This is a genomic window from Nakamurella panacisegetis, from assembly GCF_900104535.1.
GTDB lineage: Bacteria > Actinomycetota > Actinomycetes > Mycobacteriales > Nakamurellaceae > Nakamurella > Nakamurella panacisegetis.
This window is the reverse complement of record NZ_LT629710.1, coordinates 2748833-2767669: the sequence shown is the minus strand read 5'-3', so window position 1 is coordinate 2767669 and position 18837 is coordinate 2748833. Positions and strand designations below refer to the sequence as shown.

The window sequence follows — 18837 nt, the reverse complement described above, 5'->3', positions numbered from 1 at the left end:
CGCCACCACAAAAGATGATCACACCGATCTGCCCGATGCTCATTTCCCGGTCCACTGTCCCGAGAATGGCAGCACCACCGAGAAGCAGGCTCCACCCTCGGGGGCCGGGCCGGCCGAGATCGACCCGCCGAGCCGGGTGACCAGGCTGTGCGCCAACGCCAATCCGAGCCCGGCCCCACCGGGACGGCGACCGCGGTAGCGCTCGTGCAGCACGCCCTGCTCAAAGGCCACTGCGTAGTCCCCGGCATCGAGACCGGGCCCACCGTCACGGATCTGCAGTACTACCGCGTCGGACACGGCCAGCGAGAACACCAGCGGTTGCCCGGGTGAGAGCAGTCGCAGCGCGTTCTCGGCCAGGCCGTCCAACACCTGCCGGAGACGCCGGGCATCGGTCACCACCACCACCGGGGCCGGCGGAACCGACACCACCAAGGGCACCCCGCGCTGTTCGCACCGGACCTGCCAGACCCCGGTCATCTCCCGCACCAAGGCCACCAGATCGCAGGGGGCCGGGTCCAGCCGGAACGAGTCGGCGCCGAGCCGGGCCAGGTCCAGAAGGTCGGAGACGAGTCGTTCGAGCCGCGCCGACTCGGCCCGGATGGTCCGCCCGACCTGGGGCACTTCGTCTGCCGCCACGATGCCGTCACTCAATGCGTCGGCCTGCCCGCCGATCGCCGCGAGCGGCGTCCGCAACTCGTGCGACACCGACGTCAGGAAGTCTCGCTGCCGGGACTCGCTGTGCTGCAATGCATCAGCCAACTCGTTGACCGCTTCGGCGACGTCCGCGACCTCCGACGGGCCGGCCACCGGAGCCCGGGTCTGCCGGGATCCGGCCCGCATGGCCCTGGCCGTCTCCGCCGTCCGGCGCAACGGCCGGGTCACCAGCCGCGCGACGACCAGACCCCCGATCACCGCCGCCGCCAACCCGATAGCCAGGGCGAGCAACACCCTGCGCTGCAACGATCTCTGCGTTCCGGCACCGATGTCGGCCGACGCGACCAGCGCGAACGATCGGCCGTTGACGGCTCGGGCCTCCAGCAACTCCGTCTTGCCGGCGACGCTCAGCGTCTTCGACATCGACGCACCGTCGGCCAGGGCCAGCGCCCCGGCCACGGTCGCCTGCCGGACCGCCTGCTGGTCGGTGCCCTCGAGCCGGCCGCCGCGGTTCTCGGTGACCAGCGAGATGCCCTGCTGCGCGAACACCTGGGCCAACTTCGCCAGTCCGATCCGGTACCCGGGGCTCTCCCCGGCCAGTTGCTGTGCGATCACCTCGGCCTGGTTGACCAGGTAGGTCCGGGTCACGTCGACGGCGGTGTTGCGGATCATCGCTGCGCCGACGACACCGGCGATGATCGCCACCGCGACGGCCACCGACACCACCAGGGCGGTGGTCCGGAAGGCCAGCGACGTCCGCCGGGGCGGAGGGAACGCATCCGTCCGACCGTTCGACCCCGCGACCCGCGCCCCACCCGGCATCATCGCCGACCCGGCGGCGGGGACGTCAGCCACCTTCCACCGCATAGCCGACCCCCCGCACCGTTCGGATCGGACTGGCGTCACCGAGTTTGGCCCGAAGCGCCGCGATATGCACGTCCACCGTTCGCAGACCGGACGCCGCCGCGTAGCCCCAGACCGAGCTGAGCAGACTCTGCCGGTCGAACACCCGCTCCGGATGTCGCATCAGGTACACCAGGAGATCGAACTCGGTTGCTGTCAAAGCTATCTCGCCGGAGTCCGCCCACACCCGGCGCTGCGCGGTGTCGGCCCGCAGCCGCCCCGCGACCAACACCGGCGACGCGCCCACCGCCGCACCCGATCGGCGCAGCACCGTGCGCACCCGGGCCACCAACTCCCTTGGGTTGAACGGTTTCACCAGATAGTCGTCGCCACCGAGCTCCAGCCCGAGGATGCGGTCGACGTCCTCGTCCCTCGCCGTCACGAAGATCACCGGAGTCCAGTCACCGGCCGCCCGCAACTGCTGGCAGACCGACAGCCCGTCCAGATCGGGCAGCCCGATGTCCATGACGACGGCCACCGGACGGTCACGGCGGATGATCGCCTGTGCGCTCCGTCCCGACCCGGTGGTCTGCACGGTGAAACCCGCAGCCACCAGGTACCGCCGGATCACGTCGGCGATGGTGCTCTCGTCCTCCACCACCAGGACGAGGCCCCGCGCCGGCCCGGCCGTCGTGGTGTGCTCCATCGCGTTGTTCTCCCTGCTGCCGGTGCGACACCGGACGCACCGGCCCGACCATCCTGCCCGAGGCTCCCCCGATGGTGATCGCCGCCGGTCAACGGTGTGTTCGGATCTGATGAAGATTTTCGGCCCGGCGCCCGGCTATACCCTCGAACCCATGCGCCCCCGCACCGTCGAACTGCTCGAGGTCCCGACCGGCGGGGACCTACAGCGACTTCTACCGCGACTGAGGGCGGCCCTCGAGGGGCAGGGTCCGGCGCTGGCCCCGGTCGCGGCCGGCGACCACAGCCAGATCGAGCTGCTCACCTCGGCGTTCGGGATCGGGACCCAGCTCGCTCCGGCCGAGGACGACGAACACGACCCGACAGCCGTCGTCATCGCCACCTCCGGCTCGACCGGCACCCCGAAGGGCAGCCTCCTCCCCCGGTCGGCGCTACTGGCCTCGGCGCAGGCCACCCAGGATCGGCTCGGACCGCCGGGTAGTTGGTTACTCACCCTCCCGGCGCAGCACATCGCCGGGCTCCAGGTGCTCCTGCGGTCCATCGCCTCCGGCACCACTCCCCACCTCATGGACACCGGCCGGACGTTCACCCCGGAACGGTTCGTCGAAGCCACGAACGCCCTCCCGGAGGGCCCGCGCTACGTCTCGCTCGTCCCGACGCAGCTGCACCGGATTCTCACCGACCACACGGCGACCGCCGCGCTCGCGACCTACACCGCTGTCCTGGTCGGCGGTTCGGCCACCGCCTCCGACCTGCTGCGTCGGGCCGGGGAGGCCGGGGCCACCGTCCGTACCACCTACGGCATGAGTGAGACCTGCGGTGGCTGCGTGTACGACGGGATCCCGCTGGACGGTGTCACCGCCACCACGGACGAGGACGGACGGATCAGCCTGCACGGCCCGGTCGTGGGGCGGGGCTATCGCAACCGGCCCGGTCATCCCGCGTTCGCCCGGCCCGGCACCTACCGCACCGACGACCATGGCACCTGGACGGACGGCCGCCTCCGCATCGTCGGCCGGATCGACGACGTCATCATCACCGGCGGCCTCAAGATCGCCCCGGCGCCGGTCGAGGACGCGATCGCCGAGTTGCCGAGCGTGGCGCAGGTGCTCCTGGTCGGAGTGCCCGACGCCGAGTGGGGGCAGCGACTGGTGGCGGTGGTCGTCCCGGCCGACCCGAGCCGGCCGCCGACCCTCCAGGACGTCCAGGTGGCGGCCGGGACGGCCCGGCCGACGGCAATGATGCTCGTCACCAATCTGCCCACCCGGGGCCCGGGTAAGCCCGACCGGAGGGCCGCGGCCGACCTGGCCGCCCGGCGACTGGCCTGATCCGTCCGGGGCTCCCACTACTGTTGGTCCACGTGGCAACCGCAACTCAATGGCTCTCGGCGTCCCGGCCCCGCACCCTCCCGGCGGCCGTCGCCCCCGTCCTCGTCGGATGCGGAGCCGGCTTCGCCGTCGGGCACTTCATCTGGTGGAAGGGCCTCCTGGCCCTGATCGTCTCGCTGGCCCTGCAGATCGGTGTCAACTTCGCCAACGACTACTCCGACGGGATCCGGGGCACGGACGCGATCCGGGTCGGACCGATGCGGCTGGTCGGATCGGGCGCGGCGCGACCACAACTGGTCAAATACGCCGCCTTCGCCTGCTTCGGCGTCGCCGGTATCGCCGGCGTCGTCCTCGCCGCGACCACCACGTGGTGGCTGGTGCCGTTCGGTGTCGCCGCCGTCGCCGCCGCCTGGTTCTACACCGGTGGGCCGAAGCCGTACGGCTACGCCGGGTTCGGCGAGATCTTCGTCTTCGTGTTCTTCGGTCTGCTGGCCGTGATGGGCACCATGTACGTCAACAGCCGGCACATCACCCCGACCACGGTGGCCGCCGCGGTCGGGGTCGGTCTGCTGGCCTGCGCCCTGCTGATGGTCAACAACCTCCGGGACGTCGCCACCGATGCGGTCTCCGGCAAGCGCACCCTGGCCGTCCTCCTCGGTGACCGACTGGCCCGCCACGTGCTCGCCCTGACGATCGGGGGCGCCTACCTGGCCGTCCTCGTCATCGGGGTGAGGCATCCCTGGGCCCTGCTCGGTCTGCTCAGCGCGCCGCTGGCCGTCGCCCCGCTCAAGCAGGTGCTCGGCGGGGACAAGGGGCCGGCTCTGATCCGCAGTCTCGGCGCCATCGGGCGGCTCGAATTCGTCTACGCCGTCCTGGTCACCGCGGGACTGGTGCTCGGCCGCGCCTGAGGCAGACGACGTCCGGCCGAAGGCGTGCGGAATCGGGCCCGGCAGTGGAACCATGAGGTATGTACATCGCCGGTACGGAGAGTTGCCAGATCTCCGTCGACGAGCCGTCCGCGCTGGTCGTGGCGCTGTACATCCGGGAGCTCATCGGCATTTCCGGCCTGACGGCGCCCGAGATCCCGGTACTGGACCCGTCGTCGGACATCTGGCCGGCCTGGGCACCGCGCCCCTCCGCGGGCCTGGCCCCGCCGCCGGACCCGTTCGCCGGCCTGATCGATCGGGAGCAGACGGCGCGGGAGTGGGCCCGGTGGTGGCGGCACGCCCTGGCCGTCGGGGCGGCCGCGATAGACGACCTGCACCCGCCGAAGTTCCCCGCGTTCCACGCGACGCCGTCCCTGCGCCTGCTGCTGCAGGTGCACTATGAGCGAGCGGCGCTGTGGGCGGACGTCATCTCCAGCGACCCTAGGGTCAAACGGGCCCATTCCGCCCCTCGCGACGGCCTGGAGACCCTCGCGCGTGAGGCCGCCCGGAGCTGGGGAGCCCGTCCGTTCCGCCTGCGGATCACCGTGATCCCGGTGCAGACCGAGCACGCGTGGCAACTCGGGCCTGACCACATCCTGATGACCAGACACCTGATCGCGGACCGGGAGAACGTGCTGGACTGGTTGCGGTCGCGGATCCTGGCCATGAGCTGAGGGCACCGTCGGCCGGGATCCGTCCCGACCGGGAGTTCACCGACCGGTCCAGGCCCCGCTGTGCAGGAACGTCCGCACGCTCTCCAGAGGGTCGGTCAGGTCCCACCCCTGTGCGGCCACCCACTGGTCGTCGTAGTAGGTCTTCTCGTAGCGCTCGCCGCCGTCGCAGAGCAGCGCCACCACCGACCCCTGCCGACCGGCCCGCGCCATCTGGTCGACCAGGCCGAACGCGGCCCAGAGGTTGGTGCCGGTGGAGGGGCCGACCTTGCGCCCCAGCACCTCCTGCACGCCGCGCATGGCCGCCACCGAACAGGCGTCCGGAACGCTGACCATGCGGTCGATCACCTGCCCGACGAACGACGGCTCGACCCGCGGCCGACCGATGCCCTCGATCCTGGAACCGACCGCGCGCTGGGTGGGGTTGGAGTCGCACCAGGCATCGAAGAACGCCGAGTTCTCCGGGTCGGGCACGCACAGGCGCGTCTTGTGCCCGCGGTACCGGACGAACCGGCCGATGGTGGCGCTCGTGCCACCGGTGCCGGCTGCGATGACGATCCACTCCGGAATCGGATGCTCCTCCAGGCTCATCTGGGCGAAGATCGACTCGGCGATGTTGTTGTTGCCTCGCCAGTCGGTGGCCCGCTCGGCATGGGTGAACTGGTCCATGTAGTGGCCGCCGGTCTCCTCGGCCAGTTGCCGGGAGACGTCGTAGATGGTGGTCGGATCGGCCACCAGATGGCAACGTCCGCCCTGACGCTCGATCAAGGCGATCTTCTCCACCGACGTGCGCTCCGGCATCACGGCGATGAACGGCAGGCCGATCAGCCGGGCGAAGTACGCCTCGGAGACGGCCGTGGAGCCGGACGAGCTCTCGATCACCGGCCGGCCCTCGCCCAGCCAGCCGTTGCACAGGGCGTAGAGGAACAACGACCGGGCCAGGCGGTGCTTCAACGACCCGGTCACGTGGGTCGACTCGTCCTTGAGGTACAGGTCGACGCCCAGGTCGGTCGGCAGGGGAAACCGGATCAGGTGCGTGTCGGCGCTGCGCATCGCGTCCGCCTCGATACGGCGGACCGCTCGGGCCACCCAGGCCCGGGCCAGCGGATCGGACCGATCGGAGGTACGGGTGACGACGACGTCGGACGCCATCACTCCTGCTCGCCGTTCAGCGCACTGCGCAGGCGTTCCCGCTCGGCCCGGCGGGCGGCGGTGGAGACAGCCATGGCCTCGTTCAGGCGCCGACGGACCCCAGCGAAGAGGATCCAGGCCAGCGGGAGGGCCAGCAGGACGGCGAACAGTGCGGCCAGGATGAACGGCATCACCAGGGACAGCGCCGCGGCCAGTCCCACCAGCATCGCGATCCGGAGCACGGTGTAGAGGACGAGCCATTTGACCAGCTGCGGGGGGCCGGTTGGGGCCGGGACCTCCCGACCGTCAGGTCCCACGTCTGTGATCGCGGCCGTCTCTTCCCGGTCGCCCACCCGATCTGCGCTGCTGTCCACCCGCCCAGGATATGTCCACGGCGGCGGGATCCGATCGCCGCGGCGCCCGGACCCGGTCAGTCCGCGATGTCGGTCCCGGCCCGGGCCACGACCGACGCCGGGCGGCCCTCGAACCGGGTGGCCAGGACCACCGTCGTACGGGTGCGGGCGACACCGTCGATTCCGCGCAACTGACCGAGGCAGGCATGCAGTTCGTCCACACTGGACACTCGCAACGTGACGATGAAGGCATCGTCGCCGGCCACCGAGTAGCAGCTCTCGACCTCGGGCATCGCTTCCAGGCCGGCCGCGATCACCTCGTCCCGTCCGTTCTCGCCCGGGGCGATCCCGACCAGAGCGGTCACTCCGACCCCGATGGCGCTCGGCGCCACCACGGCCCGGTAGGCGGTGATCACGCCGGACGACTCCAGCTTGCCGACCCGCTCGTGCACCGCGGACGACGACAGCCCGACCAGCCGGGCCAGCTCGGCGTAGCTGGCCCGCCCGTCGGCGCGAAGCGCATCGATCAGTTGCCGATCCACCAGATCCATGCCGGTCCTCCTGCGCCAGGTCGAACGGGTGACGTTTTAGCGGCGGAGGGCCTCCGCGCTCCGGACACCGTAACCGGTAGGGGCCGCCGACCCCCTGGGTCGACGTCGATTCCGGCGCCTCCGACGCCGTGGTCCGGGTCGAGATCAACGGCGACGCGAGGCGGGGAGTCCGGCGCCGGGCGTCGGGATCTGTGGGCACCCGCGGCCACGGACGCCGCAATCCATGCGGCCGCATCGATCGATACTGCTACGTAATGTGCATTGCGTGCGGGGAACAACTACCTACAGTGACATTTTCGTGAGAACACCCCTTGCTTCGTCACCCGTTCGGACCGATTCCACGGGAAATACCCTTTCCGGACAATCCGGACATCGCGCCGATTTTGTTCCCATCGTGAGCTCGAATGAATCGCGTCAATGGGGCACAATAGTCACACGCCGCCCGGGCGTACGAGGCCAGTCGGGGCCTGAAAGGGAGGAGGCACGTAGCCATGGAGAAATCAGAACGATTACTCACACCGGGTGAGGTTGCACTGATGTTCCGGGTGGATCCCAAGACGGTCACGCGTTGGGCTTCGGCCGGCCGTATCGGATCGATCCGCACCCCGGGCGGCCATCGCCGGTTCCGCGAATCCGAGGTCAGCGTGCTGCTCGCCGACCTGACCGTCCAGGCGGCCCGCCACTCAGCTTGATTGGTCCGGTCGCGCCGGCCTCGGCCCGCCCGGTCCCGACTTGACGAACGCCCTCTGCCGTCGGCAGGGGGCGTTCGGCGTTTCGACCTGACCAACGGACCGTGACCATTTCTCCACCTGTGGACCTGCTCGACCGGGGGCGCGAACGGACCGTCTATGCGTACTGTGGAGTGCACAAACGAAGGAGGTGCCGGATGTACATGCTCATTGCGATCGCCGTGACCGTTCTGGTCATCGCGTTGGCGTGGCGTGGAATCGGCGCCGGGACGACGGACGACGAATCGGCCGGAAGCCCCCAAGCCCGACCCAGCCGTCCCGTTCGTCCGCGCACCCGCTCGGTTGCCCCCGACGACGACCCGGAGTTCCTCCGCGAGATCGACCGCAAGTTGCGCGGAGAGGACAAGAGCAGCTAGGTCCGCCGCCCCGGCCACCGCGCCCCGCAGTCGGGCGCGCGGAGCACGGGCGCCCGCGCGGCCGCGGTCCGGCGGTGCAGCTAGTTGAGCCCGGCGTAGCTGTGCAGGCCGCTGACGACCATGTTGATGAAGAACAGGTTGAAGATCACCGACACCAGGCCCAGGACCGAGATCCAGGCCGCGCGACTCCCACGCCAGCCGGCGGTCGCCCTGGCGTGCAGATACGCGGCGTAGAAGACCCAGGTGATGAAGGCGCAGGTTTCCTTGGGATCCCAGCCCCAGTAACGGCCCCAGGCAACCTCGGCCCACATCGCGCCGGCGATGACGGCGAAGGTGAACACCGGGAAGGCAACGATCGCGCTGCGGTAGGCGACGCGGTCCAGTGTGGTCAGGGACGGCAGCGCGGCCAGACGAGACTTGTTCGCCACCAACGCCTCCGGGACGAACCCGCCGGCCGATCCGGACGCTGCGTCCTCGGCCGAGCCGGCCCAGGCCTTCTCGGCGAGCAGCTTGCGCTCGTACCGGGACCGCAGCAGGTACATGACCGAGGCGACACCGGACACCATCAGCACGCCGCTGGACAGGGACACCGCGAGGACGTGGATGACCAGCCAGTAGGAGTGCAGCGCCGGCACCAGCGACTCGACCTGCGTGTAGAGCTTGGTCCCGCCGATGAACATCAGGATCACGACCGGGATCATCACGAAGAATCCGACGGAACGCGCCTTCGTCTTCCACAGCACCACCAGGAATCCGGTGATGGCCGCGGCGCAGAACAGCGACGTGAACTCGTACATGTTGCCCCAGGGGGCGCGGCCGGCCGCGATACCGCGGGTGATGATGGAGAACACGTGAGCGACGAACCCGATCGTCGTGACGATCAGACCGGCCCGGCCGAAGAGCGCGGCCATCGACCTGCGTGCGGCCCGCGGCGGCTTGACGATCTGGCCGATGCTCTCCCGGTCCATGACGGCGGTGCCGCCTCGACCGGCGGCTCGCAGCGTCATGCTGACCGCCTCGGCCGGGGTCGGGGCCATTCCGCGCGACGACGCGAACTCGATGCCGAAGCACACGAGTGCCGCGATGTACCCGGCCAGTGCCGCCTGGAACCCCAGGTAGGACACATTACCGAGTTGATCGTTGACCGCCATGTCGTTTCGCGCCTTTCAGTGGAACCGATGAACACCTGCTTGCCCTGCGCTGCCGGGACGGCCGTCTAGGACGACCTCGGGGCGCCGGCGTCGGCCAGGGCCACCAGCTTGCCGAACTCGTCGCCGTACCCGGCTTGATCGGTCCGGGCCAGACCACCGATCTCGACACTCACGTGACCGCCCGGGACAACCGTACGTCCTGACCCCGACGGCGCCGGATCGTCGGTCTCGGCGACGCCCGCCGGAGCCGGTGAGATCCGGAACCAGACCCGCCGCCGCTTGATGACCAGGGAGGTCATCAAGCCCGCCAGCAGGGTGATGGCGAAGATCAACGCCCAACCCTCCGCCGGATCGTAGGAGGTCTGCAACGACACCCATTCCTTGTAGCCGGTGAAGGTGATCTTGGTGCCGTCGTCCAGGGTCGTCGACTCGCCGACCGCGAGATTGGCCGTCTTGACCTTCTTGAGCTTGCCGTTGTCGACCTGGGTCTGATCGATCGAGAAGACCGACTGGGCCTTGCCGGTGTCCATGCCCAGGTCACCGCGGTAGACCTGCACGGCGACTCCGGGCTGCTCGGCCGCTGGGAAGGTCGACGTCATGATGCCGCCGTGGACGAACGCGCTGGGGGCGAACACCCCCACCAGGGCCAGTTGGTGGTTGAGCACGGCCGAGCCGGTGTAGCCCGGCGGGTCGAGGATCTTGACCACCCCCTGGGAGGTGAAGGTCGAGTCCGCGGGCTGGAACGGGGCGATGCCGGTGCTGGTCTTGCCGCCCGCGTAGGTGACGGTGAACATCGGTGAGTAGCCGTGGCCGAGTAGATAGAGCCGCTGGCCACCGGGGATCCGCAGTGGGTCGTTGACCTGGAGGTCGCGTGAGCTCCAGGTATCCGTGTTCAGCCCGGCGCCGGCCTGGTAGCGGATCGACGCGTCGAAGGTGCTGGCCTGCCCGCTGTCGGTGTAGGTCGCCTTGAACTTGTCCACGCTGACGCAGAACGGCGTCATGGCGGTGCCGTCGACCAGCAGCCCGGGACGGAAGTTGTCGTACACCGACGGGGTCGTCGAGCAGAACTGCGACGTGGCACCGGTGTCGGCGTTGAGGATGATCGATCCTTCGTAGCCGAAGAGCTTCCCGACGGCGATGGCGATCAGCAATCCGAGCAGGGAGAAATGGAAGACCAGGTTGCCGATCTCTCGGATGAAGCCCTTCTCGGCCGAGATGGTGATGGCACCCGAGGCTTCGACCCGCTGGATCTTGCGCCAGCCCCGCAGCCCGGCGCTGATGGTCTTGGCCAGCTCGGCCGGGTCGCCGGTGGTGGCGATCGTCGCCGAATGCGGCATCCGGGACAGATTGCGCGGGGTGGCCACCGGCTTCATCCGGATCTGGCCGACGAAGTCCCAGGTCCGCGGGAGGAGACAACCGATCAGCGAGGTGAACAGCAACAGGTAGATCGCGGCGTACCAGGGTGACCCGAAGACGCCGAAGAATCCCAGTTTGTCCAGCAGTCGACCCCAGACTCCATGATCGAGGATGTACTGCGCCGTCTTGGACTGGTTCAACGTCCACTGCGGCAGCAGCGCGCCGGGCAGCGAGGCGAGCGCGAGCAGGAACAGCAGGACGAGTGCCGTGCGCATGCTGGTGAGCTGGCGCCAGATGTTCCGCAGGAAGGCCAGTAGACCGCGGACGGGGCCTTGGCGGTAGGGCGTCTTGAGCTCGTCGGGCACGTCGGGACCGCGGGTCGCCGTGCTCTCGACCTCGCCGGCGTCCGGCGCCAGCCCACCGGCCAGATGAGTGGCGTCTCTGGACGACATCTACAGCACCGTTCCCGAATTGACGAAGTGAACCTGCAACCATGCGATGAAGCTGCCCCACAGCCCGGTGACCATGGCCAGACCGACCAGGATCAGCATGCCCGCACCGACGATCTGGATGGTCCGCGAGTGCCGGCGCAGGAACGTCATGCCGGTCGTGGCCCAGCCGAAGCCGAAGGCCAGCAACAGGAAAGGGACGCCGAGGCCGGCGCAGTAGAACAGCACCAGGAAGATGCCGCGCCAGGCCGATCCGTTCCATTGGGTTGCCGTGGACAGCGAGATGACGCCGGCCAGGGTCGGTCCGATGCAGACCGTCCACCCCAACCCGAAGAAGGCACCGAGCAGCAAGGCCCCGAAGACCCGGCCTTTCGGACGGGCATGGATGCGCTTCTCGGACTGCATGGGCCGGATCAGCCCCAGCATGGCCAGCCCCATCAGGATGGTGACCACCCCGCCGATCCGCATCAACCAGGACGTGTTCACGGCCAGGCTGTGGGCGATCCCGAGCACCAGACTCTGCTCAGCCAGGAACACCAGGCTGAAACCGCCGACGAACAGGGCCGCCGCCCCGAGCACCCGGCTGCGGACGCGTACCCGCTCGAGGGTGTCTCCGGAGCCGACGGCCTCGGCTCCGCTCAGTCCGACCAGGTACGAGAGGTAGCCAGGGACCAACGGAATGACGCACGGGGACGCGAACGACACCGCGCCCGCGGCCAGCGCCAGACCGGCGGCCACCACGAACGGGCCGTCGATGACGGTCGACGTGGTGGCCGCCGTTGCCGCCAGCGCTCCCGCCGTCAGCAACTCAGGCCTCCGCGGTCAGCGCGGTGAGAACCGGACCGAGATCGCCACCGGTGATCTCGTGCAGCCAGATCTGGGCCACCCGGCCCTGCTTGTCCAGCACCAGCGTGACGGGCAGAGAACCGGTGGGCAGGCCACGGATCGACAGCATGGTGCGCATCCCGGGATCGAAGATCGACGGGTAGGTGATCTGTTTGCCGGACAGGAAGCCCTGGGCTCCGGAGGCCGTGTCCTTGACATCGACACCCACGAACTGGACCCCGGATGCCTTGTGCTTCTGGTAGGCCGCCTCCAGGCTGGGCGCTTCGTCCCGGCACGGGGCACACCAGGAACCCCAGAAGTTCAGCACGACGACCTTGCCCTTGAACGACGAGACGTCGATCGTGCCGTCACCGCTGACGGTCGGACCGGACAGGGCGCCGATCGTCTTGCGATCGGCGGGGGCGTAGCTGAACTCGGTCTTCCCGCCGGGCGAGGTGAAGGTGAAGGAGCCGCCGTAGACCGTGGCGTCGTTCCCGGACGAACAGCCGGCCAGGACCAGCGCGGCCACCGCGAGCGAAGCCGCCAGGCGGCGAATCCGCGTCCCACCGGAGCCGATCATGACGCGGTACCCGGCTGCGGGACGCCCGCATCGTCGACCGCGGCGATGTGCGCGACCGGTTCGGCGTAGGTCAGCCCGGCGAACACTCCGTCGTCGAAGGTCAACGAGGTGACGGAGGCGACACTGCACTCCCGGTTGGTGGGGTTGTGCCAGAGCCGGCGGCCCTCCAGATAACGCCGGACGGTCACGATGGGAAGCTGGTGCGACACCAGCAGGGCCTCGTGTCCGTCGGCCTTCTGCACCGCCGAATAGATCGCGCCGACCATCCGGTGGGCGATGGTCAGGTACGGCTCGCCCCACGACGGCAGGAACGGATTGCGCAGCTTCAGCCAGTGCTTCGGCTGCCGCAGAGCGCCGTCACCGACCGCGACCCTCATGCCCTCGAACTGGTTACCGGCCTCGATGACGCGGTCGTCGGTGACGACGTCGATGCCCTTGCGGGCGGCCAGCGGGGCGGCCGTCTCCTGCGCTCTGATCAGCGAAGACGCTGCAATGTAGGTGATGTCGTGGTCAGCCAGGTGGTCGGCGATGCCTTCGGCCATGGCCCGCCCGGACGCGGCCAGCCGGAACCCCGGCAACCGCCCGTACAGGATGCCCGAGGGGTTGTGCACCTTGCCGTGGCGCAGCAGGTGGACGACGGTACGGCTCATCGGACGGATCGCAGCAGCTCGGGGGAGGACACCGGCCGGCGGGACGGGCGAAGCAGGGCGGGGCGGGATTCGAAGGGCGGACGCACGACACCAGTGTCCCAGGTGTTCGGTGTGCCGAAGGTAGGACCATGGTCCCGGCCCAGCGCGGTCACACAGGCACGCACGGTGCCCGCTCACCCAGCCGGTCGCCGAGCGGCCGCTCAGGCGAGATTTCGACCCGCACGCCGCGCCCGCTGCAGGCGCAGGTGGCGGAAGAGATCGACCCCGAAGGACACGAACGCGAGCCCGGCGAGCAGAGCACACCCGGCGGCACCGGCGATCCACGGGGCCGAGTAGCGGACGATGGTCGTGCTCTTGGTACCCGACAGGTAGGGCGGAAAGGTGTCGTCCCGCACTCCGTGGGCGAACAGAAGGCCGGCGACCATCAGCAGGGCGATCGTGGCCGTCCCGGCCACGATCGCGCGCACCAGCAGGACGGTCGACACGTCGTCGGCGGCCCGCCCGGCCGCGCGGGGCGACAGCGGCAGCTCCACCGCCGGAAGTGGGGCGGTGTCGAGGTTCGTCACGTCCCGGTCGAGCACTAGTGCTGCTTCCCCCGCATGGCGACGCGCATGAAGAAGGCGGCGTTCTTCCCGACGTACGTCATCACCACGGCGATGGCCATCAACAGGGTGGCCACCAGGGTGATCGGAGTCGAGAGCTTGAGCAGTGCGGCGGCGAGCAGCAGAAGCGCCCCGCCGATCACCAGGGTGCGTTTGGCCCATCTGGCCCCGTTCCGCAGGAACCAGCCCGCGGCGCCGACGACGAGACCGATCACCACGAAGATGACCCCGAACGTCCGCTGCGACTTCAGAAACCCGTCCTTGTCGGACTGGGTGAGGTCGGTGCTGGAGCGGCAAACCGCCGCGCTCGACGTCAGCGAGGCAACCGTCGGGGTGGCCAGCGTGCTGCCGTGTCCCCCGAAGGTCTGCTCGCAGGAGGAGATCCCGGCGTTGTACTGCTTGACCGCGCTGTCCAGGAGGGACGGGGCGGTGGCGAACCCGAGCGCGCCGCCCAGGAGGAAGATCACTCCCGCGACGATGGCCAGCACGGACGCGATGGTGACGCCACGCGGCCGGACGATCGGCTGCCCGTCGTCGACGGGCAGCGGGATGACCGCCATGTTCTGCAGCTTGGCCAGGAAGCCGCTCTTCTTCGGGCCGGGTGAAGTCATGAGGGAGAACTTACCGGCCGATCCTGGGTGATCTGTACGACAGCGCGACCCCACCCCCGGCCGGCGCAGACAAAAGTGCCCGTTCCGGCCGTCATGACGACCAAAACGGGCACTTTCATATGCGCCGGACGGTTCCGTATGCGCGCACGGTCAGCGCCTGCGGGGAGAGCGGCGAGGGGGCGGAAGAGCACCCTCGGACCGGAGCCGCGTCGCGTGCCCGACCAGGGCTTCCACCAGCGACGCGATGTCCGGCGTCTCCGGCTGCACGTCGACCCGAAGGCCGAATTCCCGGGCCGTCTCGGCCGTCTTCGGGCCGAGGCAGGCCACGATCGACCGGGCGTGCGGCTTGCCGGCGATTCCGACCAGGTTGCGCACCGTCGAGGACGAGGTGAAACACACCGCGTCGAAGCCACCGGCCTTGATCGCCTCGCGGATGGACGCCGCCGGCGGGGCGGCCCTGACCGTCCGGTACGCCGTCACGTCGTCGATCTCCCAGCCGCGTTCCCGCAAACCCTCGGCCAGCGTCTCGGTGGCGATGTCGGCCCGTGGCAACAGCACCCGGTCCACCGGGTCCAGGATGTCGTCGAACTCGGGGAAGTCGTCCAGCAGACCGACCGAGAACTCCTGGTGCCCGGAGACCAGCTCCGGGTTGATCCCCAGCGCGCGGACGGCGTCACCGGTCGCGTTGTCGACGCAGGCGATCTTGACCCCGGCGAACGCCCGGGCGTCCAGCCCGAACTCGGTGAACTTCTCCCACACGGCGCGGACCGAGTTGATCGACGTGAACACCACCCACTGGTAGCGACCGTCGACCAGGCCCTTGACCGCCCGCTCCATCTGCGCCGGGGTCCGCGGCGGCTCGACGGCGATCGTCGGCACGCGCTCGGGGATGGCGCCGTGGGTACGCAGCAACTCGACCATCAAGTCGCTGGAGTCGCGGGTCTGCGGGATCAGCACCCGCCACCCGTAGAGCGCCCGCGATTCCCACCAGGAGAGCTTGGACCGCTGGGTCGCGCTCGCGCCGACCGCGACGACCAGCGGCCCGGTGAGATCCCGGCCCATCCCGTCGAGGGTGGCCAGCGTTCCGTCCACGGTGCGTTGCGTCGGCAACGACGCGCCCGCCGTCACCGACGTCGGGGTTTCGGCGGCGAAACCGGCCTCGGCCAGCGACGCCGCGGTGTCGGCCAGGTGGCCACCGGCCGCCTGGAGCAGCAGGGTGCCGGGGGCGGTGGCCAACCGGGCCCAGTCCGAGGTGGAACGGACGTCGGCGATGGTGTGGACCGACCCGACGGCGATACCGGCGTACGAGGCGGCCGCGGCAGCTGTCGAAACACCGGGCACGACGTCGAACGGAACGGTGGTGCGGGCCACGGCCTGCAGTTCCTTGACCACCGAGTCAGCGGTCAGCACGTCACCGGCGACCAGGCGCACGACGGCCTGGCCGCTCTTGGCCGCGGCCAACAGCACCTTCGCGACCTCGGCGGCCTCCCCCACGGCCGGCTGCACGTCGGCGTCGACGGCGAGCGCGACCACCTCGGCCGGGACGTCCGGGTCGGTGACCAGAACGGCCGCCCCGGCCAGCGCCTGCACCGAACGCACCGTCAGCAGTCCGGGATCACCGGGGCCCGCCCCGACGAAGATGATGCGGCCGCCTGTCCTTCGCGCGCGGGTCATGACGTGCTCCTTGCCTGACTTACGTCGGTATTCGCCGGCTCGAGCCGACCGGTGTGCGTCATGCCGGGACTCCGGGTCGGAAGCCGTCGGCATCTGTGTGTAACGGTGAAGATCTCGACCGTGCGGAAAGCTGCCCGACCAGGCCTACCACCGGAAGAAGAACAGCAACCAGCGCCGGACGAACGGCAGGTGACGGGACGGATCGCGACGCGGACCGACGTCGGGCAGCGCACGGTCATCGCGCGACCACGCCGTCGACGCGACTGGTCTCGTGGAACGCGAGCATCTGCAGCTCAAGGGCCAGATCGACCCGCCGCACCTCGACGCCGGCCGGTACCACGATCTTGCCCGGGGCGAAGTTCAGGATCGAGAAGATCCCGGCCGTCACCAGTGCGTCGGCGGCGGACTGGGCCGCCCCCTCCGGCGTGGTGATGACTCCGATGGTGATGCCCTCCGCCGGGCAGACCTCCTGGGCGTCGGCCAGGTCGCGGATGCGGAGCCCGGCGACGGTACGACCGATCTTCTCCACGTCGACGTCGAACAGTGCCCCGATCCCGAATCCGCGACCGCCGAAACCGGCGTAGCCGGCCAGCGCCTGACCGAGGTTACCGATGCCGACCAGAGCGACCCGGAAATGGTGATGGGCACCCAGCACCCGCTGGATCTGTTCGATCAGGGTGTCGACGTCGTAGCCGACGCCGCGTACGCCGTGGCTACCCAGGAAGGACAGGTCGCGCCGCAGCCCGGCCGGATTGACCCCCGCCGCCGCGGCGAGTTCGGCCGAGGACACCACCCGCACCCCGTCACCGCGATCGCCGAGGGCCGGACGCACCGCTTGCGGATCGGTCAGCACTCTGAGATAGACCGCGAGGCGGCCGACGGTGGCTTCCGGGATGGCCCGCGAACGGGTGCGACCCAGATCAGGGGCGGCGGCGGCCACCGCAGAACCAGCGTTGTTCTCCCCGCCGGCCTGCCGTGTCATGAGCGCCACCCGATTGACATCTGGAGCGTGGAGGTGATACCCCCGCCGCTACTGGGTCGGCTTCCGTGTGATAGGCCGCCGCGTGATCAACACTAGCCAGACGAAAGACAGGAACCAATTCCGCTCGGTCCGGCAGTCTCGCATGTCGGGATAGCCCACCCATTTGGAGCAGACTGTTCCGTCCGGCGCAGCCTGTTGCACAACGGGCAACGATCAGCGGGTCAGCGCGGCCTGCAGTTCGATCGCGTCGATCGTGAAGTAGCCGTACTGGACCCCGTCCAGGAGCACCACCGGCACCATGTCGCCGTATTCGGCGCGCAGTTCCCGATCGTCGTCGACGTTCACCTCGCTGAAGGTGGTGCCGGCAGCCCGGGTCGCGGCAGCCACGGCCGCGCGCGCGTCGTCACACAGGTGGCAGCCCGGACGGGTCAACAGTTGAACCTGCTTCACGAGGTCTCCCCGGTGGCGCGGTTGCGGGCCTCGCGCGTGATGCGGTTGAGCGAACGAGCGATCACCAGACGCTGGATCTGGTTGGTGCCCTCGACGATCTGCAGCAGCTTGGCCTCTCTCATGTAGCGCTCGACCGGGTAGTCCTCCACGTAGCCCGCCCCGCCCAGCACCTGCACCATGTCGGTGGTGACGGCCATCGCCATGTCGGTGGCGATGAGCTTGGCCATCGCCGCCTCCGTGGAGAACGACTTGCCGACGTCCTTGCGGCGGGCGGCGTAGAGGTAGAGCTGCCGGGCCGAGGCGATCTTGGACGCGGCATCGGCCAGCAGGAACGACACACCCTGGAAGTCACTGATCAGGCTGCCGAACGCCCGACGCGTTCGCGCGTACTCGGCCGCGACGTCCAGGGCCGCCTGGGCCAGCCCCACGGCGCAGGCGGCGATGCCCAACCGTCCGGAGTCCAAGGCCGACATGGCGATGGCGAACCCCTTGCCTTCGGCGCCCAGACGGCGGTCGGCGTCGATCCGCACGTTCTCGAACCGCACCGAGCTGGTGACCGACGATCGGACGCCCATCTTCCGCTCGTTGATGCCGGCCTCGATACCGGGAGTCCCTCCCGGCACCAGGAACGAACTGATCCCACGCGGGCCGGGCTCGCCGGTCCTGGCCATCAGCAGGTAGAAGTCGGCCACCGGGCCGTGGGTGATCCAGGCCTTCTCCCCGTTGATCACGTAGGTGTCGCCGTCACGGACGGCACTGGTGAGCATCGCGCCCGGGTCGGAACCGCCCTGGGGTTCGGACAGGCAGTACGCACCCAGCAACCGACCGCCCAGCAGATCGGGCAGCCAACGGTCCTTCTGCTCATCCGTGCCGTAGTTGACCAGCCCGTGGCAGGACAGGACGTGCACGCTGACGCCCATCGCCACTCCGAGCCAGGCCCGGGCCAGTTCTTCGACGACCTGCAGGTAGACGACGGCCGGCTGCTCACCTCCGCCGTAGCGGTGCGGATAGGGCAGGGACAACAGGCCAGCCTCGCCGAGGGTGGTGAACACCGCCCGCGGGAAGGCTCCGGCCGATTCGGCCGCGTTGACCTGCGGGAGCAGTTCACCGCGGACCAGATCCCGGGTCAGCGCCAGCAGATCGAAAGCTTCTTCCGACGGCAGCTCGCGATCGATGACAGCCGGTGCCAAGGGGATGACCACAACGTTTCCCACCCTTTCCGTTCCATGCGATTGCGTTGTCC

Annotated in this window: 21 protein-coding genes; 5 read left to right on the top strand and 16 right to left on the bottom strand. The window is 69.6% G+C overall.

Annotated features, from left to right (window positions below):
• Positions 1-39 precede the first annotated feature (39 nt).
• Entirely contained in the window at positions 40-1509 is a 1470-nt protein-coding gene (locus BLS97_RS12230) for a HAMP domain-containing sensor histidine kinase (protein WP_231988075.1), read from the bottom strand.
• Positions 1502-2203: a response regulator transcription factor gene (locus BLS97_RS12225; RefSeq protein WP_090476236.1), complete on the bottom strand. Its 702-nt coding sequence runs from the start codon at positions 2201-2203 to the stop codon at positions 1502-1504. The genes BLS97_RS12230 and BLS97_RS12225 overlap by 8 nt, the downstream gene beginning before the upstream one ends.
• Positions 2204-2354: 151 nt before the next feature.
• Between BLS97_RS12225 and menE the strand changes: the two genes are divergently transcribed.
• From menE to BLS97_RS12210, 3 genes are read left to right on the top strand one after another with little or no spacing between them, the layout of a single operon-like run.
• On the top strand, positions 2355-3527 hold the full coding sequence (gene menE / locus BLS97_RS12220; protein WP_090482058.1) for an o-succinylbenzoate--CoA ligase: 1173 nt from the start codon (positions 2355-2357) through the stop codon (positions 3525-3527).
• Positions 3528-3559: 32 nt separating this feature from the next.
• On the top strand, positions 3560-4435 hold the full coding sequence (locus BLS97_RS12215; RefSeq protein WP_090476235.1) for a 1,4-dihydroxy-2-naphthoate polyprenyltransferase: 876 nt from the start codon (positions 3560-3562) through the stop codon (positions 4433-4435).
• Positions 4436-4494: 59 nt separating this feature from the next.
• The gene (locus BLS97_RS12210) at positions 4495-5127 is read left to right on the top strand and encodes a hypothetical protein (RefSeq protein ID WP_090476233.1); all 633 of its coding nucleotides are present in this window, start codon (positions 4495-4497) and stop codon (positions 5125-5127) included.
• A gap of 36 nt (positions 5128-5163) precedes the next feature.
• On the opposite strand, the gene cds1 is transcribed toward BLS97_RS12210, so the two are convergent.
• From cds1 to BLS97_RS12195, 3 genes are read right to left on the bottom strand one after another with little or no spacing between them, the layout of a single operon-like run.
• On the bottom strand, positions 5164-6276 hold the full coding sequence (cds1, locus tag BLS97_RS12205) for an L-cysteine desulfhydrase Cds1 (RefSeq protein WP_090476231.1): 1113 nt from the start codon (positions 6274-6276) through the stop codon (positions 5164-5166).
• On the bottom strand, positions 6276-6629 hold the full coding sequence (locus BLS97_RS12200; protein WP_090476229.1) for a DUF4229 domain-containing protein: 354 nt from the start codon (positions 6627-6629) through the stop codon (positions 6276-6278). Before BLS97_RS12200 ends, cds1 begins: the two co-directional genes overlap by 1 nt.
• A 56-nt stretch (positions 6630-6685) precedes the next feature.
• Positions 6686-7159, bottom strand: coding sequence for an Lrp/AsnC family transcriptional regulator (locus BLS97_RS12195; protein WP_090476228.1), 474 nt, complete (start codon positions 7157-7159; stop codon positions 6686-6688).
• A gap of 491 nt (positions 7160-7650) precedes the next feature.
• Here BLS97_RS12195 and BLS97_RS12190 point away from each other — a divergent pair, with 491 nt between their 5' ends.
• Entirely contained in the window at positions 7651-7851 is a 201-nt protein-coding gene (locus BLS97_RS12190; protein ID WP_090476226.1) for a BldC family transcriptional regulator, read from the top strand.
• 194 nt (positions 7852-8045) lie between these two features.
• On the top strand, positions 8046-8264 hold the full coding sequence (locus tag BLS97_RS12185) for a hypothetical protein (RefSeq protein ID WP_090476224.1): 219 nt from the start codon (positions 8046-8048) through the stop codon (positions 8262-8264).
• 80 nt (positions 8265-8344) lie between these two features.
• Here the strand turns inward: BLS97_RS12185 and ccsB are convergent, their stop codons facing one another.
• The 11 genes from ccsB to BLS97_RS12130 all read right to left on the bottom strand — a co-directional run bounded on the left by ccsB (position 8345) and on the right by BLS97_RS12130 (position 18808).
• Positions 8345-9415 carry a c-type cytochrome biogenesis protein CcsB gene (ccsB, locus tag BLS97_RS12180; protein WP_090476222.1) on the bottom strand — a complete coding sequence of 357 codons (1071 nt, stop codon included), beginning with the start codon at positions 9413-9415 and terminating at the stop codon, positions 8345-8347.
• 65 nt (positions 9416-9480) lie between these two features.
• On the bottom strand, positions 9481-11223 hold the full coding sequence (gene resB / locus BLS97_RS12175; RefSeq protein WP_090476220.1) for a cytochrome c biogenesis protein ResB: 1743 nt from the start codon (positions 11221-11223) through the stop codon (positions 9481-9483).
• Positions 11224-12027 carry a cytochrome c biogenesis CcdA family protein gene (locus BLS97_RS12170; RefSeq protein ID WP_231988074.1) on the bottom strand — a complete coding sequence of 268 codons (804 nt, stop codon included), beginning with the start codon at positions 12025-12027 and terminating at the stop codon, positions 11224-11226.
• 1 nt (position 12028) lies between these two features.
• Positions 12029-12625, bottom strand: coding sequence for a TlpA family protein disulfide reductase (locus BLS97_RS12165; RefSeq protein ID WP_090476218.1), 597 nt, complete (start codon positions 12623-12625; stop codon positions 12029-12031).
• Positions 12622-13275, bottom strand: coding sequence for a histidine phosphatase family protein (locus tag BLS97_RS12160; protein WP_172832268.1), 654 nt, complete (start codon positions 13273-13275; stop codon positions 12622-12624). Before BLS97_RS12160 ends, BLS97_RS12165 begins: the two co-directional genes overlap by 4 nt.
• A 200-nt stretch (positions 13276-13475) precedes the next feature.
• Positions 13476-13856, bottom strand: a complete 381-nt coding sequence (locus BLS97_RS12155; RefSeq protein WP_090476217.1) for a hypothetical protein — start codon at positions 13854-13856, stop codon at positions 13476-13478.
• The gene (locus BLS97_RS12150; RefSeq protein WP_090476214.1) at positions 13856-14488 is read right to left on the bottom strand and encodes a DUF7144 family membrane protein; all 633 of its coding nucleotides are present in this window, start codon (positions 14486-14488) and stop codon (positions 13856-13858) included. Before BLS97_RS12150 ends, BLS97_RS12155 begins: the two co-directional genes overlap by 1 nt.
• 150 nt (positions 14489-14638) lie before the next feature.
• Positions 14639-16162 carry a bifunctional uroporphyrinogen-III C-methyltransferase/uroporphyrinogen-III synthase gene (locus BLS97_RS12145; RefSeq protein ID WP_090476213.1) on the bottom strand — a complete coding sequence of 508 codons (1524 nt, stop codon included), beginning with the start codon at positions 16160-16162 and terminating at the stop codon, positions 14639-14641.
• A 235-nt stretch (positions 16163-16397) separates the two neighbouring features.
• Positions 16398-17144, bottom strand: a complete 747-nt coding sequence (locus tag BLS97_RS12140) for a redox-sensing transcriptional repressor Rex (RefSeq protein WP_090476211.1) — start codon at positions 17142-17144, stop codon at positions 16398-16400.
• 213 nt (positions 17145-17357) lie between these two features.
• Entirely contained in the window at positions 17358-17594 is a 237-nt protein-coding gene (locus tag BLS97_RS12135) for a glutaredoxin family protein (RefSeq protein ID WP_090476209.1), read from the bottom strand.
• The gene (locus BLS97_RS12130; RefSeq protein ID WP_231988073.1) at positions 17591-18808 is read right to left on the bottom strand and encodes an acyl-CoA dehydrogenase family protein; all 1218 of its coding nucleotides are present in this window, start codon (positions 18806-18808) and stop codon (positions 17591-17593) included. Before BLS97_RS12130 ends, BLS97_RS12135 begins: the two co-directional genes overlap by 4 nt.
• Positions 18809-18837 lie beyond the last annotated feature (29 nt).